Raw genomic sequence first — 15135 nt, 5'->3', positions numbered from 1 at the left:
ACCCAACCACCATGACCTGGAACGACCACTTCCTGCACCTGTTCGACCGCTGCGTGAAACGCTACCGCAACGGTGACAAGACCTACACAAGCTACTACGACGACGAGGACATCGAGTTGCTCCGTGCGATCGGCTACCGCAGCCGCGAGTTCTTCGATTTTGTCGAGGACTGGTGCGATGAAGGGGCGCCTTCGCCCACCGACGCCCTGCTGGTGGCAGCGGTCCGACGCGACTATTTCAATGTGGTGCTCAAGGGTGAGATCGCCCAGCCGACCATCACCCGGGACAACATCCCGACTTTCGGCGACACCCTCGACGGGATTCCCTACCTCCCCCGGATCCTCGCCAAGGCACGCGGCAAGTTGCTCGGCGAGCTCGATCCCGACCTGATGTACGGCTGCGGGGGCGACCGGAAATTCCTCCGGGAAAACGGCGACATCCACCCCGCGGATTTCCTCCGTCACGTGTGGGCGGCGGGCGACGACGATGCTGCGGTCGCCAAGTGGATCAAGTCGCGCTGACCGGCTTTCCCAGACAGCCCCGCCGCGCGGGTCCGCTACCATCTTGCGGGCGGGAAACCGCTTTCCTGCTCGCCCCAATCCCTCACCCTGACAAGCTGTGCCCGAAACAAGCATGACAACCGAAGAACTCCAGGACCGCATCGCCGCATCGAGTGCGTGGATCCACGCAGTCAAACAAGAGATGGGCCAAGTGCTGGTCGGTCAACAGGACCTCGTGGACCGTCTGATCGTCGGCCTCCTCTGCAACGGCCACATCCTCCTCGAAGGTGTCCCCGGCCTTGCCAAGACCCTCGCCGTCAAGGCCCTCTCGGGCTCGCTCGACGCATCCTTCGCCCGTTTCCAGTTCACGCCCGACCTGCTCCCGGCCGACCTCGTCGGCACCATGGTTTACAACCCGCAGGAAGCGACTTTCGCGCCGAAGCTCGGACCGATTTTCAACAACCTGATCCTCGCTGACGAAATCAACCGTGCGCCGGCCAAGGTCCAGTCCGCGCTGCTTGAGGCGATGCAGGAACGGCAGGTCACCCTCGGCGACCGCACCCACAAGCTGCCCGAGCCGTTCCTCGTGCTCGCCACGCAGAACCCGATCGATCAGGAGGGCACTTACCAACTGCCAGAGGCGCAGCTCGACCGCTTCCTGCTCAAGGTCAGCGTCGGCTACCCGACCAAGGACGAGGAGCTTACCGTCCTCGACCGCATGGCGACCTCGGCCCCCGTCTACGAGACGACCACCGTCGCCAGCCCGCAGCAGGTCAAGGAGGCCCGCGACCTGGTCAACCAGATCTACATCGATCCCGCCGTGCGCGAGTACGTAGTCGACCTGATCCGGGCCACCCGCCAGCCGGCCAAGGTTGACGGCGGCCTGAAGCATCTCATCCGCGCCGGGGCTTCGCCGCGGGGCACGATCAACCTCGCGCTTACCGCCCGCGCCCACGCGTTCATCAACGGCCGGGCGTTCGTCACGCCACAGGACGTCAAGGACATGGCCCACGACGTCCTGCGTCACCGGATCCTCCTCAGCTACGAGGCCGAGGCCGAGGACATCACCACCGACCAAATCCTCGACCGTATCCTGAGCAAGGTGCCGGTGCCCTGAGAAAACACCGGGATCCAAAAAAGAGATTCGCGTCCATTCGCGTCCATTCGCGGTTTCTGAATGAACCAGCCGTCCGAAGAAGAGATCGAGGAAATCCTCAACCGGGTCCGCAAGCTCGAGTTGAAGGCGCGCCGACTCGTTCGCGAGTCGTTCGCCGGCGAGTACCAGTCCTCGTTCCGCGGACAGGGTCTCGATTTCGACGACTTCCGCGAGTACCAGCACGGCGACGAAATCCGTTTCATCGACTGGAACGTGACCGCCCGGATGAACACGCCGTTCATCCGCAAGTTCCGCGAGGAGCGGGAACTTTCGGTCATCCTCGCGGTCGATGTGTCGGGCTCGGCCGATTTCGGCAGCGTGCACTTCAGCAAACGCGAGGCAGCGGCGGAAGCGGCGGCGATCCTCGGCTTCAGCGCGATCGGCAATGGCGACAAGGTCGGCCTGCTGGTCTTCGCCAACGAGCCGATCGTGTTCGTGCCGCCTGCCAAGGGCTCCCGTCACCTGCTGCGGATGGTTCGCGAAATCCTGATCGCGCGCCCCACCGCTCCCGGCACCTCGATCAAGGGAGCCTGCGATTTCCTCGTGCAAACGCTGTCACGCCGCGCGGTGGTGTTCATGATTTCCGACTTCTTCGACGATCCGCTCGAGAAGCCGCTCGGGAAGCTTGCCCGCAAGCACGAGACACTCGCGCTGGAGGTGACCGACCCGCTCGAGGAAAAGCTCCCCCAGGCCGGACGCGTGGTCCTCACCGATCCGGAGACCGGCTGGGAGGTCTCGGTGAACACCAACAACGCCAACCTCCGCATGGGCTACGAGAAGCTGATGCGGAGGCAGCATGAGGGCCTCGCCCGCATCTGCCGCAAGCACGGCATCGACCTCGCCCGACTTTCGACCGACCGCGACCGCCTCCGCGATCTTCACCGCATGCTCAAGCAACGAGCCCGCAAACGCGTCCGCTGATGGAAGACGATCCGCTCCAACTTCGGGACGTGGTTCCCGCCGACACGCTGGTGTCCCATCCGGGACTGCCATGGTGGGGCTGGCTGCTGATCGCGGTCGGCGCGGTGCTGGTGACGGTTGCGGTCGTGTTCCTGATCCGCAGGAAACCGGCGACCGCCGGCATGCAGATCCCGGTCGACCGCGAGGCCGCCTACCGTCTGGCACAAGAGCAGATCCAGTCGTCGGCCGAGCTGCCCCTGCACGAGGCAGCAACGCGGATTTCCGGAGCCCTCCGCCTCTACCTCGCCAAGATTTTCCGCGACCCGTCGCTGTATGAAACCCATGAGGAGTTCCTCGCCCGCCACGAGGCGCTCGACGATCTCCCCGAGATCACCCGCGAGCAGGTTTCCACACTTCTCTGCCGTCTCGCACAGATGAAATACGATCAACCTCGTACTTCACCCGGCGAGGTGGCAACCGATCAACCGCTGTCGGTTCTCCGGCAGATCCACCAGCAGGCGCCGGCATGAGGGAGTTCATCGAACATTTCCGTTTCGCCCAGCCGCAGTGGCTGTTGCTCTTCGTGCCGCTGGTGCTGCTTCTCCTTCTGCGCCGGGGACGCGGCGCCGAGGCCGCGGTCAGCTTTTCCTCGCTGTCGATCCTCGTCAGCCTCGGCGCGACCGTTCGCCGCACCGCTTTCTCGATCGGCCTGCCGCTGCTTATCATTTCGCTGATCCCTGCAATCCTCGGAATGGCCCGGCCGGTCTGGCGCAACGAATACCAGGCGAAGACCGCGAGCGGGATCGACATCGTGGTCGCGCTCGACGTCTCGCTGTCGATGAGCATCGACGATTTCCGGACGCCCGACCAACGCCCGCTGCGGCGTATCGATGCCGCCAAGTCGGTGGTCCGCGACTTCATCGAAGGGCGCCCGGACGACCGCATCGGTCTGGTGATCTACTCCGGCCAGCCGTACATCTCCGGACCGATCACTCTCGACCACGAGTGGCTGCTGAACAAGCTGTCGGACGTCCGGCTCGAGATTCTCAAGGAGCAGGGAACCGCCATCGGCTCGGCCATCGCGGCATCGGCCGACAAGCTCAACGCCCGCGACTCGAAGAGCCGGATCATCGTGCTCATCACCGACGGCGCCTCGAATTCCGGCAAGCTGTCGCCGATCGAAGCCGCCGAGCTCTCGAAGCGGCTCGGCATCAAGATCTACACCGTCGCCATCGGGACGATGGAAGGCCGGGTGTCGCGAGGCATCCAGCGCTTCCCGCGCCAGGAGTTCGACCTTCCCACGCTACGCAAGATCGCGGGGCTGACCGGTGCCGAGCACTACTGGGCGCAGAACGTTGCCGAACTCGATGACACCTTCAAAACCATCGACCGTCTCGAGAAGTCGGAGAGCGAAGGCCACACCGTGATCGATGACACCGAGCTCTACCTCTGGTTCTGCGGTGCCGCCGTGCTGCTGGCGCTCGCCGGAGCTTCGATTCTCGCCTTCAACCCGCCACCCGCGCCATGAGTTTCGCCGAACCCCGCTGGCTTGCCCTGCTGCTTCTGCTGCCCGTGCTGACCACGGTGGCGGTCGTCGTCGCGCGCTCCCGCTCGAAACGCTGGGCTGCCTTCATGGCCGGACGCCTGCGCCAGCGACTCCTCCGTCGCTCGAGCCCGGTGCCGCGCTGGATCGCTTTCGGCTGCCTGATCGTTGCCAGCGCGCTGATGATCATCGCGCTCGCCCGACCGCAGAGCAATCGCGGCACCGAGACGGAGACCCTGCTCGGCCGCAATATTCTGATCGCGCTCGACCTTTCGCGCAGCATGAAGGTGGCCGACGTCAAACCCGACCGCCTCGCACAGGCCAAGGCGACCTGCTACGAGCTGCTTGAAGCGCTTCCGAACGATCGGATCGGAGTGGTGGGCTTCGCGGGATCCGCGTATCTTTTCGCACCCCTGACGGTCGATCACGCCGCAGTCCGGGAAACCATCAGCGAGTTGGAAATCGACTGGATCCCGACGGGTGGCTCGAACCTTGTCGAAGGCCTGGAACTCTCCGTCGAGACCCTGAAGGCGACCGGCACCCGCCAGAACGCGCTGATTCTCATGACCGACGGCGAAGAGCACGAAGGTCACATCGCCGAGGTCGCGGAAGACGCGAAGGCGGCGGGCATCGAAGTGATCACGATCGGCTTCGGAACCACCCAGGGCGATTTCGTTCCAAATCCCGAGATGCCTGACGGGCGCTACCGCGACCGCAATGGCCGGGAGGTCATCAGCCGTCTGGAGCCTTTGCCACTGGAACGGGTCGCGGCAGTGACCGGAGGACGATTTGCCATCGCGGCCTCCGGGGCCGATATTCCGGCCATGGTGGAAACCGCCGTCGCCGATCTGGATCGCGTCCAACTCGAAGGACGCGAACGGACGGTGGTGGTCGATTACTACCAGTGGTTCCTGCTTCCCGGGATCCTGTTTCTCATCGCTTCCGTCGTCGCCGCCACCCGCTGGAGGGCCGCCGGATCTCCGGCACCCGTAGCCGCCACCGCGGCGATCGCACTGCTGGTCTTTCTCCCCGACTCGGCCCATGCCCAGTCCTACTCCGACGCCAAGCGTGCCCTGAAGGAAGAGCGTTTCGAGGATGCGGCCGAAGCCTTCGGAGCCCTCGCCGAGAAGCACAAGGACACCGAAGACGGCTTCCGGTTCCGTCTCGCCCAAGGCACCGCCGCTTACAAGAAGGGCGACTGGGCGACGGCCCGCCAGGCCTTCAGCGATGCCCTCCGCTCGAAGGACCGGGAAGTCGTCCGTGCCGCCCACCACGGCATGGGGAATACCCTGTTCGAAGTCGGCTGGGCTCGCCTTTCGGGTGGTCCGGCATACCCGGAAACGCGGAAGCCGGAGGAGTCGGAGGACGAGGAAGATGAGAACGCCGCCTTTGACCGCCTGTCGGACGCCTTGCTCGACATGCCCGCCGATGAGGACATCGACGAAATCGAGCTTGGGGAGTTCGAGAAGATGGCAAAGGAGCGCCTCGCGGAGTGGATGCAGGAGGAAACCGAGGAAGGCGCCGTCAGCCGTGGCTCGGAACTATTCAACGAACTGCTCAGCGACTGGTTCGATGCGGTGAAGCACTACGACGCCGCCAGCGGGCTGGAGGACTCCACCCACAACCGTGAGCTGACCATGACCTACCTCAGGAAGCTGCGGGAGATCCTGGATCAGACCGAGGAAAACGCGCAGCAGATCCAGGCAATCCCGACGCCCGGCGAAGGTGACCCCAGTGAGGGGCAACCTCAGGAGGGCGAAGGAGAAGAACCACAGGACAATGGCCAGGGCGAGGGCGAGCAAGGAGAGGATGAGGGGGAGAAAGAGCCCGGTGGTGATGGCGGGGAGGAACAGGAAAACGAAGGCGAGGGCGGCGACGAACAGGACGATCAAGGAGATGGCAACGACGAGGAGGACGCCGAGACCGGAGCCAAGCCGGGCGAGAGTCCCGAAGAAGCTGCCCGCCGCGTTCTCCGTGAGAATGCCGACCTCCAGAAAGGCGCGCTCTCGCCGGGGCGCATCGAGTACCGCAGACCCGAAAAAGACTGGTGATGATGAGCATGTTCCCGAGATCCCCGATCACCCGCGCCCGACGTTGGCTGGCCACTGCACTGCTGCTAGCCGCCAGTTCGCTCGCCCATGCCCAGCTTGAGGTGCGAATGTCTTCCCAGTTCCTGGTCAAGGGTGAGCAGGCGATCCTCGAGTATGTGGTGGAAGGCGCGCTGAATCCGCGGGCCCGCCTCACCATTCCCGAGGTTCCGAATCTCAGCATCCGTCCCGTCGGCTACGGCGCGGAACCGCGGATGAGCTTCGGCCGCCGCCGCGAGTTCGTTTTCAGCTATGCCGTGACCAGCTACGAACCGGGGACCTACACGATCCCTCCGGCCGTTCTCGACAGCGATGGTGCCACGACCTCCAGCGCGCCGGTCAAGGTGAGGATCTATCACGAGACGGACCTCGAGTGGTCGACTGTCGATGTCGGTGGAACCAACATGCGCTACGCTGCGGCTTTCCGCACGATCGACGACCAGCCTTTCGTCAAAGAGGTCCTGCCGACCGAACTCAAGATCTACCTTCCCGCGAACCAACGCGTCGAGGACTGGGGCATTCCGGAGTTCGAGCGTGACGGCATTGCGGCCTGGCGCTTCGAGCCGCGTCCGTCGCTCGGCCGTGCCAATCTACTCGGCACCAGCTACTACGCCGTGAGCTACCCCAGCACGTTGTCCCCTACCCGCTCCGGCGAAGTGCGGCTCGGGCCTGCGAAGCTCCGCCTCATGACGGTGCAGACTTCGGTCCGCGACTTCGGCAGCGCGTTCTACGCCCCCGCCAATCTGGTGATTTCCCCGCTTACCCTGAACGCCCGCGATCTCCCCGGCGGTGCCCCTGAAGGCTTCAAGGACGCCGTCGGCAAATTCGAGTTGTCCGTCACCGCCTCCGAAACCGAGGTGCGCGAAGGCGACCCGGTAAACGTCAACATCATCGTCAGCGGAGCCGGCAATCTCGACACGATGGATCCGCCCCAGCCCATCGACTCCGAGGGCTGGAAACTTTACCCGCCAAGCAGCGTGCAGCTCGGAGAGCGGCGGGCGATCCAGGGCGCGGCATCTTTCCGGCAGTTCATGCGGCCGCTGCGCCCGCAAAATGCCATCCCGCCATTCCGCCTCGTCTATTTCGACCCTGAAACCGAGGAATACGTCCGCCTCCTGAGCAACTCGATCCCGCTCAAGATGCTGCCGTCGACCAATCCGGCACCCGGCCACCGGGCCGTTCCGATGGCGCTGCCGATGCCGGTGGAAGAGATGACCGACATCCTTGGCCTGGTGAACACCGGCGCGAAGCTGCTACCGGCCGGCACGGACGGTCTCATCGCCAAGTGGTGGCAACTGATCCCTGCGGCGATCGCGGTGATCCTTTTCTTCCGGATGCTGCAGCTCCACTGGTTCCCCCGATTCCACAAGGACCCCGATGAAGTCGCACGGATGCGCGAACTCCGCAAACTCGACCGGGCACCGTCCGATGCCCGGGGTTTCTACCGCGCCACCGGCCACTTTGTGGAACGATGGCTGGGTGACCGGGAGGACCCCGTCACCCGGGATATCCTCGCCAAGCGCGACCAAACCTGTTTCACCGAAGAGGTGGAAGGTGAGTCTGTCAGCCGGTCCGAACGCCAGCGCGTCCTGCGCGGGCTGCGCAAGCTGGCGCTGCCGGTTCTGGTGCTGTTGGCCTGCCTGAGCCCGACGCTCCGCGCCGAGGACATGCCCGCCACGGAACCGGCCGACGGCGAACCCGACGCCCTCGCCGCCTACGAACAAGGGAGCTACGGAGAAGCCGCCCGCATCTGGCTCGAAAGCGGACCCTACGACCGGTTGCCCGCCGACACGCTCTACAACATCGGCAACGCGACCTACCGCCTCGGAGTGCCCGGTGAAGCGGCCCTCTACTGGCGCCGCGCGCTGAGCCGCGATGAAACGCACGCGGAAGCGCGCCAGAACCTCCGCTTCTTCGAGCGCAAGTTCGGCTCCATCGCCATCAAGCGACCTGACTACCAATACACGCTGGCGAAGCTGCCTCTGGTCGCCTGGAAGAACTTCGTCTGGGCGGGCGCGTGGATGCTCGGACTCGGCTTGCTCGTGTTTCCGGCCACCCGCTACGGCTCGCGACTCCGGATCGTCGCGATCGCCGCCATGGTCACCTCTCCTTTGCTGACGGGTGCAGGGATTTGCGGGTGGTACTACTACCCCGACGACGCCCGCTTCGCTCCCCTCGCCGAGCAGGCCGTGATCACGGCCGACCGAGCGTCGGTCCGCACCGACGCCGCCCGCAACGCTCCGCTCGTGATCGAGGCACCGGCCGGATCGCTGTGCCGCGTCGTCAGCGAACGCGGCGAATGGAGCTACATCGCTTTCACCAACGACACCCGCGGCTGGCTCCAAACGAGCCGGATCGGAAAACTGATTCCCGAAGGCGATCCGGTCCCGCCGGCAATCCCGGCACCGACCGAGGACGACAAGAGCGCCTGACGGGCTTCCCTCTCTTACCAACCATGAAACACTACCTATTCATTCCAGCCCTGCTGACCGGAGTTGTTCTTTCCTGCTCACCCAAGGAGCAGACCGGCACCGAACCCGCCGCGGCCGAACCCACAGCCGCCACTGCCGATGCCGGGGCAGAGGCTCCCGCCGAGGCTGAAGCCGAGCCGAAAGAACTGAAGGACGTCCGGATCAAGATCGTCACCTCGAAGGGCGACATCGAAGCGACACTGTTCGCCACCAAGACACCGCTCACCTGCGCCAACTTCCTCAACCTCGCGAAGCGCGACTACTACGACGGCCTTACCTTCCACCGGGTCATCGCGAACTTCATGATCCAGGGTGGAGATCCCGCCGGCAACGGCACCGGTGGCCCGGGCTACAAGTTCAAGGACGAGTTCGAGCCGTCCCTCCGCCACAGCAAGCCCGGCATCCTGTCGATGGCCAACGCCGGGCCCGGTACGAACGGGTCGCAGTTCTTCATCACGCACGTTCCGACGCCGCACCTCGACAACCGCCACTCGGTCTTCGGCGAAGTCACCAAGGGACAGGACGTCGTCAACTCGATCGCCATCGGTGACAAGATCAAGGACATCGAGGTTCTCGATCCCACGGATGCCCTTTTCGAGAAGGAGAAGGCACAACTCGCCGACTGGAACCAGATCCTCGACGCCAAGCCGTAAGCTTCCCGAATCGGGACTCTTATCAGCGCCCGAATTCCGGTTCGTCCGGGATTCGGGCTTTTTCGTCGGCCGACGGCAGAAGTTCGGCCGCCCCTACTTTTCGATCACCGCGTAGGCCTGGTGATTGTGGATCGACTCGAAGTTCTCCGCTTCGACCCGGTACCAGAGGATCTCCTCGTGGCCGTTGGATCGCGACGCAACGTTACGGACGAGGTCTTCGACAAAGACCGGATTGTCATAGGCCCGTTCCGTGACCGCCTTCTCGTCCGGCCGCTTGAGCAGACTGTAGAGTTCGCAGCTCGCGGAGCGCTCCACCAAGGCGATCAGGTCTTCGATCCAGATCGGCTCACGGAAACGGACGGAGTAGGTCACCACCCCCCGCTGGTTGTGGGCGCCTCGCTCGCTGATCTGCTTCGAGCACGGGCACAGGGTCGCGACCGGCACCATCACGGTCACGACGAAGTCGACGTGGCCGTCTTTCTCCGCCTCGACCTCGAAACGGACCTCGTAATCCATCAGCCCGTGTTTGCCGGTCACCGGCGCGGGCTTGGATCGGAAAAACGGGAACTGGAACTCGACGTGGGCCTTGCGGGCATCGAGACGCTCCAGCAGCTCGCGGGGCAGCCCGGCCATCGAGCGGACATCGAGGCAGCCGCCGTGGGCATTGAGCGCTTCGACGAAGCGGCTCATGTGGGTGCCCTTGTAGTGCTCGGGCAGATCCACCGCCAGCGCGACCGTGGCCACGGTGCGTTGGACGGAGCCGTCCTTGTCGCGCACTTCCACCGGAAACCGCAGTCCCTTCACCCCGACCCGGTCGATCGCGAGGTTGCGGTCGTCGCGCTCGTTCTGCGTATCCTTGAGTTCCTTCATATGAAAAAGGCCCGCCGCGTGATTCACGGGCAGGCCTTGTTCGAGAGGGTCTGAAGTCTCCCGCCGGATCAGCGCATGAGATTCACAGCGCGGGAGCGCTTGATCTCGCGGGTGATCTTGCGGTGAAGCTTGGCCGAAACCCCGGTCACGCGACGCGGAAGGATCTTGCCGGTGTCCGACGTGAACTTCGCAAGAAGGTCGGGATTGGTGTAGACCACCTGCTCGACGGGGATGTCGAGACGGCGGCGGGGCATGGTGCGGTTCGCCTTGCGGAAGGCGATCCGGCGCTCAACGGTCTTCGGTTCGGACATGGGAAAAAGATTCGGGGATTAGCGAAGCTCGCGGTGGAGCGTGCGGCGCTGGAGCGCCGGGTTGAACTTGACCTTCTCAAGACGTCCCGGCGTGCGAAGACTCTTCTTGTTGCGCGTCGTCACGTAGCGCGACGGCGACTTGCCCTCAGGACGGGCTTCGGTGCATTCGAGGATGATGATTTCGCGTGGCATGGGACCGGCTGGAAAGTTGGGAGGCGGAGACTAGTTCAATCCTTATCGTCGTCAAGCGAAACCGATTCGGAATCGTCGTCGTCGGAAAGGTGGCCGTTGCTGAAGCCAACCTCGCTTTTCGGGCGGAACCGGGTGTTTCCGTATTCCTTCTCCCAATCGGCCTGGCATTGGACCGTCAGGCGGGCGAACGGGATGGCTTCGAGACGGGCCTGAGGGATCTTTTCACCCGACATTTCGCAGGTTCCGTAGGTCCCGCGCTCGATCCGGCGCAGGGCCTGCTCGATCTCGTAAAGGGCGTCCTGCTCCTTGGCGAGGACACTGAGGGCGAAGTCGCGGTCGTAGGCGTCGCTACCGGCGTCACCTTGGTGCATTCCGCTACCGGAGGCCTCGCTGCCTTCCGGGCCGTTGCGGATCTCACCGGTCACGCCGGACATCGCGTCAACGAGCTCGTCGCGCAACTCGAGAAGGCGCTGGCGCTGCTTGGAGGCGAAAGCCGTCAGCTTCTGGGGCTTGGCAGGCTTCGCGGCCTTTTTGACAACCTTTTTGGCGGCGGTCGTGGCGACCTTCGCAGCGGCTTTCTTGGCTGCTTTTTTCGCCGGAGCGGCCTTTTTCACCGCCTTCTTCGCGGCTTTCTTCGGCGCCGCCTTTTTCGCGGCCTTCTTTGCGGCCTTTTTCGCCGTCTTCTTCTTCGCTGCCATGGATTGAGTTTGTCAGAAACTTGCCCCCGTCCGGACCGCCTGAGGCGGGTCGGAACCAACGGGGCGCGGTCGATTAGCGCCTGTTCGGCTCCGCTGCAAGTTGAAATTTCTTTGATCCTTGCGCGAACTCCGCCGGGCACCCTGTCAATCCGCAGCAGCACGCTTGAACTGCCTCCCCTCTTGCCTAAGCTGCGCGCCCTGCGATGCAACTCAGCTCCATCATCGAAGCCCTCCTGACCGCGTCCGACGACGCCCTCTCCTCCGAAGAACTCGCGCGTCTGGTGCGCTCGCGCGTCGCCGAGGCCGAGGATGTCCGGGCCCGTCAGGTCGAGGAAGGCGAGGACCCGGAACCGCTGCCGGAATGGTTGCGGGAGCTGGAAGCCGTGAGCGAGGAACAGGTGGTCGCCGCCATCGCCGAACTCAACCGGGCCTACGAAGCCGCAGGACGCGCCTTCAGCCTGAGCGAGCGGGCCAAAGGCTGGCGGATCTTCACCCGGGCCGAGTACGGCGAATTCGTGCGCCAACTATTCCCGGGGCGTCGGCCGGAGCGCCTCAGCGCCCCGGCGATGGAAACCCTCGCGATCATCGCCTACCGCCAGCCGATCACCAAGGCGGCGATCGAGGCGGTCCGCGGCGTCTCGTGCGACGGCATGCTTCAGAAGCTCCTCGACCGGGAGCTGGTCCGGATTGGCGGCCGCGCGGAGCTCCCCGGCCGACCGCTGCTCTACGAAACGACCGATATCTTTTACGAACACTTCGGCATCCGCTCGATCGACGATCTGCCGAATTCCGCCGAACTGCGGAAGGTCCAGCTTCCGGAACCCGCTCCCGAAGATGCCGAGCCGAGCCCGGAAGAACAACTGGCGCTGAAAGCGGCCGAGGGCGGTGAAGCTGCCCCAGAGGAAGGCGATGCCGAGCCGACCGAGGAAACCGTCACCAACCCCGCCGGCGAATCGTGAATCTCGACGACATCCGCAAGGACATCGACCGCATCGACCGGCAGCTGCTCGACTTGCTCAGCCAGCGGGCCGATCTGGTCCACGAGGTCGGCGTCGTGAAGAAGCGCGACGGGCTTCAGATCTACGCTCCCGAGCGCGAAGAAGCGCTGCTGCGGAAGCTGGTCGAGATGAACAAGGGCCGGCTGCCCGAGCGATCCATCCGCGCGATCTACCGCGAAATCATGTCCGCTGCCCTGGCCCTTGAGGACGACCTCAAGATCGCCTACCTCGGACCGGAAGGGACATGGACCCATCAAGCGGCGATCAAGAAGTTCGGCCATTCGGTGGCCTACAGCGCGCAGCCGAATTTCGCCGAAGTCTTCGATCAGGTAAGCCGACGCCAGGCCGACTACGGCGTGGTGCCGATCGAGAACTCCACCGAGGGTGCCGTCTCCCACACGCTCGACCTGTTCGTCGACTCCCCGCTCCACATCTGCGCGCAGATCCTTCTGAGGATCGAGAACGGCCTGATGGCGGCCATTCCACGCGAGGACATCCGTACCCTCTACTCGCATCCGCAGGTGTTCGGCCAGTGCCGCTCATGGTTGCTGCGGAATTTCCCCGATGCCGATCTGGTCGAGGTCTCGTCCACCACGCGGGCGGCGCAGATCGCCAAAGAAAAGGCATCCGAAGGCGCGGCCGCCTTGGGCGGCCCGCTCGCCGCCGAACTCAACGGCCTGACCCTGCTTGAGGAGTGCATCCAGGACCGCGCGACCAACACCACCCGCTTCCTGGTGATCGGCGAGAAGACCTGCCCGTCCACCGGCAATGACCGCACTTCGCTGCTCTTCGCCATCCACGACCGACCCGGTTCGCTGGTGCGCGCGCTGCAGGCGTTCGAACACTTCGACATCAACATGTCGAAGATCGAGTCACGCCCGTCGAAGCGGAAGGACTGGGAGTATGTCTTCTACGTGGACCTCGCCGGACACTGCGATGACGACAAGCTCCGCGATGCCATTGGCGAGCTCGAGAAGCACTGCTCGATCGTGAAGATCCTCGGGTCCTACCCCGACACCACGGGCGACTGAGCCGCCTGTCCTGCTCCCCGACGTCCTTCCGGGGTTTTCGCCATCCAGCGGTATCCCCCGCATACGGCCGAAGGGTTGCGTTGACGGGCCAGCGAGAATTCGCCAATCCTTTCACGATTCAATCCGTGGAAGAACTTCCGCAACTCCGCTCCCGTGCCTCGATAGTCTGCGAGTGGCTCGGCGTCAGCCTCACCGTTGTCCTCGCGGCGGGTCTTTACTGGGTCATGCCCGGTTTCGGACCAGACCAACAAATGGCCGCACTGACATGGCTTGGATCAAGCTGGAACGTGGAGTTAGGCTACGAACACGCGCATTGCATTCCATTCATTATGCTCGCGCTTTTCATCTGGCGCTGGAGATCCCTGCGAAGCTCGATCGGCCCCTCGTCTTCAAAAGCAATTCCGATTCTTCTGATCGCAGCCTGCCTGTTTTTCATTGCCCATCGCATCCCTCAACCGCGCATCGCAGTCCTGTCCTTACCAATGCTCCTTTGGGGTAGCGCCTGGTACTTTTGGGGATGGAAAGTCGCCAAACTTTCGTTTTCTCCACTCTTCCTTCTCGTCTTGGCAATTCCATTTCCCTCCTTGTGGCGTTTCAGCCAATTCCTAGAGGTTTTCTCGACCAAGCTCTGCCAAATCACCACGAGCTGGTTTGGGATCGAAGTCAACGTCAGTGGATCGGTGGTTTTCTCAAGCCCGGGGAGTTTACCTCCGCTGGAGATCTCCCAAATCTGCGGCGGAAACTTCTCGTTGAAGATCCTGATGCTGGTTGCCTCCGTCTGGGCTTGTCTGGCCACAATGGCACCGTGGAAGAAGCTGCTGTTGATCTTGGCGGTCGTGCCCATCGAGATTATCGGCAATGGTCTACGACTCACCTCGATCTTCGTCATCTATGAGCATGGAGATCCAGAGTTCGCCCAAGGACAGTGGTGGGACTGGTCAGGTCTGCTACTCCTCTACCCGGTCGCGTTGACTCTGATATACGCGACCCACGCGCTTCTGAAACGAGAATTCCCGAAGCTTAGCCACCTGTATTCCCAGATCGGCCAAGTCCCAAAAAACTGACGTAGGCGCTGGACGGACCGTCTATCCGACCTCGGGTGGCCACGCTGGACACGAGGCAACCTCAGACCTTCATCACTTCGGCCTCCTTGTGGGCCACGTGGTCGTCGATCTCCTTGACGAAGCGGTCGGTCAGCTTCTGCACCTCGGCTTCCTGATCCTTCTGGCCGTCCTCGGTCAAATCGTTGTCGGCCTTCATCTTCTTGGCTTCGTCCATACCGTCCTTGCGGGCGGCACGGATGCCCACCTTGGCTTCCTCTCCGAGCTGCTTGACCAGCTTGGTCATCTCACGACGCCGCTCCTCTGACAGTTCGGGGATCGGCACACGGATCGACCGGTCGCCGGCGACCGGATTGAGGCCGAGCTTCGACTCCCGGATCGCCTTCTCGATCTCCTGGGTGGTGGAGGGATCGAACGGCGACACCGTCAGCATCCGCGGCTCGGGCACGCTGATCACGGCGAGCTGCTTGAGTTTCATCTGGCTGCCGTAGGCGTGGACGAAGACATCGATGTTCTCAATCAGCGCCGGCGATGCCTTGCCCGTCCGCACCGAAGCGAATTCGTGAACCAGGTGCTCCAGCACCTTCTGCATTTTCTCTTCGGTCTCGAGTAGGGATACTTCTGGGTCCATGACGCGGATGGGTTGGTGGAATCGGCTTGTGGG

At 63.7% G+C, this 15135-nt stretch carries 16 protein-coding genes; 11 read left to right on the top strand and 5 right to left on the bottom strand.

Features of this window, described 5'->3' with window-relative positions; translation table 11 throughout:
• The first annotated feature begins 11 nt into the window (after window positions 1–11).
• The 8 genes from HAHE_RS15720 (at window position 12) to HAHE_RS15685 (ending at window position 9310) form a co-directional block, all read left to right on the top strand.
• Window positions 12–521 carry a DUF5069 domain-containing protein gene (locus HAHE_RS15720; RefSeq protein ID WP_338685737.1) on the top strand — a complete coding sequence of 170 codons (510 nt, stop codon included), beginning with the start codon at window positions 12–14 and terminating at the stop codon, window positions 519–521.
• A gap of 112 nt (window positions 522–633) precedes the next feature.
• Complete coding sequence (locus HAHE_RS15715; RefSeq protein ID WP_338685735.1) at window positions 634–1617, top strand: MoxR family ATPase; 984 nt, start codon at window positions 634–636, stop codon at window positions 1615–1617.
• 60 nt (window positions 1618–1677) lie between these two features.
• Entirely contained in the window at window positions 1678–2577 is a 900-nt protein-coding gene (locus tag HAHE_RS15710; RefSeq protein WP_338685733.1) for a DUF58 domain-containing protein, read from the top strand.
• Window positions 2577–3086 (top strand): hypothetical protein, encoded by a 510-nt coding sequence (locus HAHE_RS15705; protein ID WP_338685731.1) that lies wholly within the window; start codon window positions 2577–2579, stop codon window positions 3084–3086. Before HAHE_RS15710 ends, HAHE_RS15705 begins: the two co-directional genes overlap by 1 nt.
• Window positions 3083–4084 (top strand): VWA domain-containing protein, encoded by a 1002-nt coding sequence (locus HAHE_RS15700; RefSeq protein WP_338685729.1) that lies wholly within the window; start codon window positions 3083–3085, stop codon window positions 4082–4084. The genes HAHE_RS15705 and HAHE_RS15700 overlap by 4 nt, the downstream gene beginning before the upstream one ends.
• The gene (locus HAHE_RS15695) at window positions 4081–6150 is read left to right on the top strand and encodes a VWA domain-containing protein (RefSeq protein WP_338685727.1); all 2070 of its coding nucleotides are present in this window, start codon (window positions 4081–4083) and stop codon (window positions 6148–6150) included. The genes HAHE_RS15700 and HAHE_RS15695 overlap by 4 nt, the downstream gene beginning before the upstream one ends.
• Window positions 6151–6158: 8 nt before the next feature.
• A complete protein-coding gene (locus HAHE_RS15690; RefSeq protein ID WP_338685726.1) occupies window positions 6159–8618 on the top strand; it encodes a BatD family protein in 2460 nt (819 codons plus the stop codon).
• 185 nt (window positions 8619–8803) lie between these two features.
• Window positions 8804–9310, top strand: a complete 507-nt coding sequence (locus tag HAHE_RS15685; protein ID WP_343218214.1) for a peptidylprolyl isomerase — start codon at window positions 8804–8806, stop codon at window positions 9308–9310.
• 93 nt (window positions 9311–9403) lie between these two features.
• Here the strand turns inward: HAHE_RS15685 and folE2 are convergent, their stop codons facing one another.
• From folE2 to HAHE_RS15665, 4 genes are all read right to left on the bottom strand, one after another.
• Window positions 9404–10180, bottom strand: a complete 777-nt coding sequence (folE2, locus tag HAHE_RS15680) for a GTP cyclohydrolase FolE2 (protein ID WP_338685724.1) — start codon at window positions 10178–10180, stop codon at window positions 9404–9406.
• Window positions 10181–10248: 68 nt separating this feature from the next.
• Entirely contained in the window at window positions 10249–10491 is a 243-nt protein-coding gene (rpsR, locus tag HAHE_RS15675; RefSeq protein WP_338685723.1) for a 30S ribosomal protein S18, read from the bottom strand.
• 18 nt (window positions 10492–10509) lie between these two features.
• Entirely contained in the window at window positions 10510–10683 is a 174-nt protein-coding gene (gene rpmG / locus HAHE_RS15670; RefSeq protein WP_338685722.1) for a 50S ribosomal protein L33, read from the bottom strand.
• 35 nt (window positions 10684–10718) lie between these two features.
• On the bottom strand, window positions 10719–11381 hold the full coding sequence (locus tag HAHE_RS15665) for a TraR/DksA family transcriptional regulator (RefSeq protein ID WP_338685721.1): 663 nt from the start codon (window positions 11379–11381) through the stop codon (window positions 10719–10721).
• Window positions 11382–11584: 203 nt separating this feature from the next.
• On the opposite strand from HAHE_RS15665, the gene scpB reads away from it, so the two are divergent.
• The 3 genes from scpB (at window position 11585) to HAHE_RS15650 (ending at window position 14474) form a co-directional block, all read left to right on the top strand.
• Window positions 11585–12340, top strand: coding sequence for an SMC-Scp complex subunit ScpB (scpB, locus tag HAHE_RS15660; protein ID WP_338685720.1), 756 nt, complete (start codon window positions 11585–11587; stop codon window positions 12338–12340).
• Window positions 12337–13410 (top strand): prephenate dehydratase, encoded by a 1074-nt coding sequence (gene pheA / locus HAHE_RS15655; protein WP_338685719.1) that lies wholly within the window; start codon window positions 12337–12339, stop codon window positions 13408–13410. Before scpB ends, pheA begins: the two co-directional genes overlap by 4 nt.
• Before the next feature lie 125 nt (window positions 13411–13535).
• On the top strand, window positions 13536–14474 hold the full coding sequence (locus tag HAHE_RS15650) for an exosortase/archaeosortase family protein (RefSeq protein ID WP_338685717.1): 939 nt from the start codon (window positions 13536–13538) through the stop codon (window positions 14472–14474).
• A 61-nt stretch (window positions 14475–14535) separates the two neighbouring features.
• On the opposite strand, the gene frr is transcribed toward HAHE_RS15650, so the two are convergent.
• Complete coding sequence (frr, locus tag HAHE_RS15645; protein WP_338685716.1) at window positions 14536–15102, bottom strand: ribosome recycling factor; 567 nt, start codon at window positions 15100–15102, stop codon at window positions 14536–14538.
• Window positions 15103–15135: the final 33 nt, after the last annotated feature.

It is taken from the genome of Haloferula helveola (assembly GCF_037076345.1).
Classification (GTDB): domain Bacteria; phylum Verrucomicrobiota; class Verrucomicrobiia; order Verrucomicrobiales; family Akkermansiaceae; genus Haloferula; species Haloferula helveola.
Note: the sequence above shows the minus strand (reverse complement) of the source record. Positions and strands in the feature narration are given on the sequence as shown.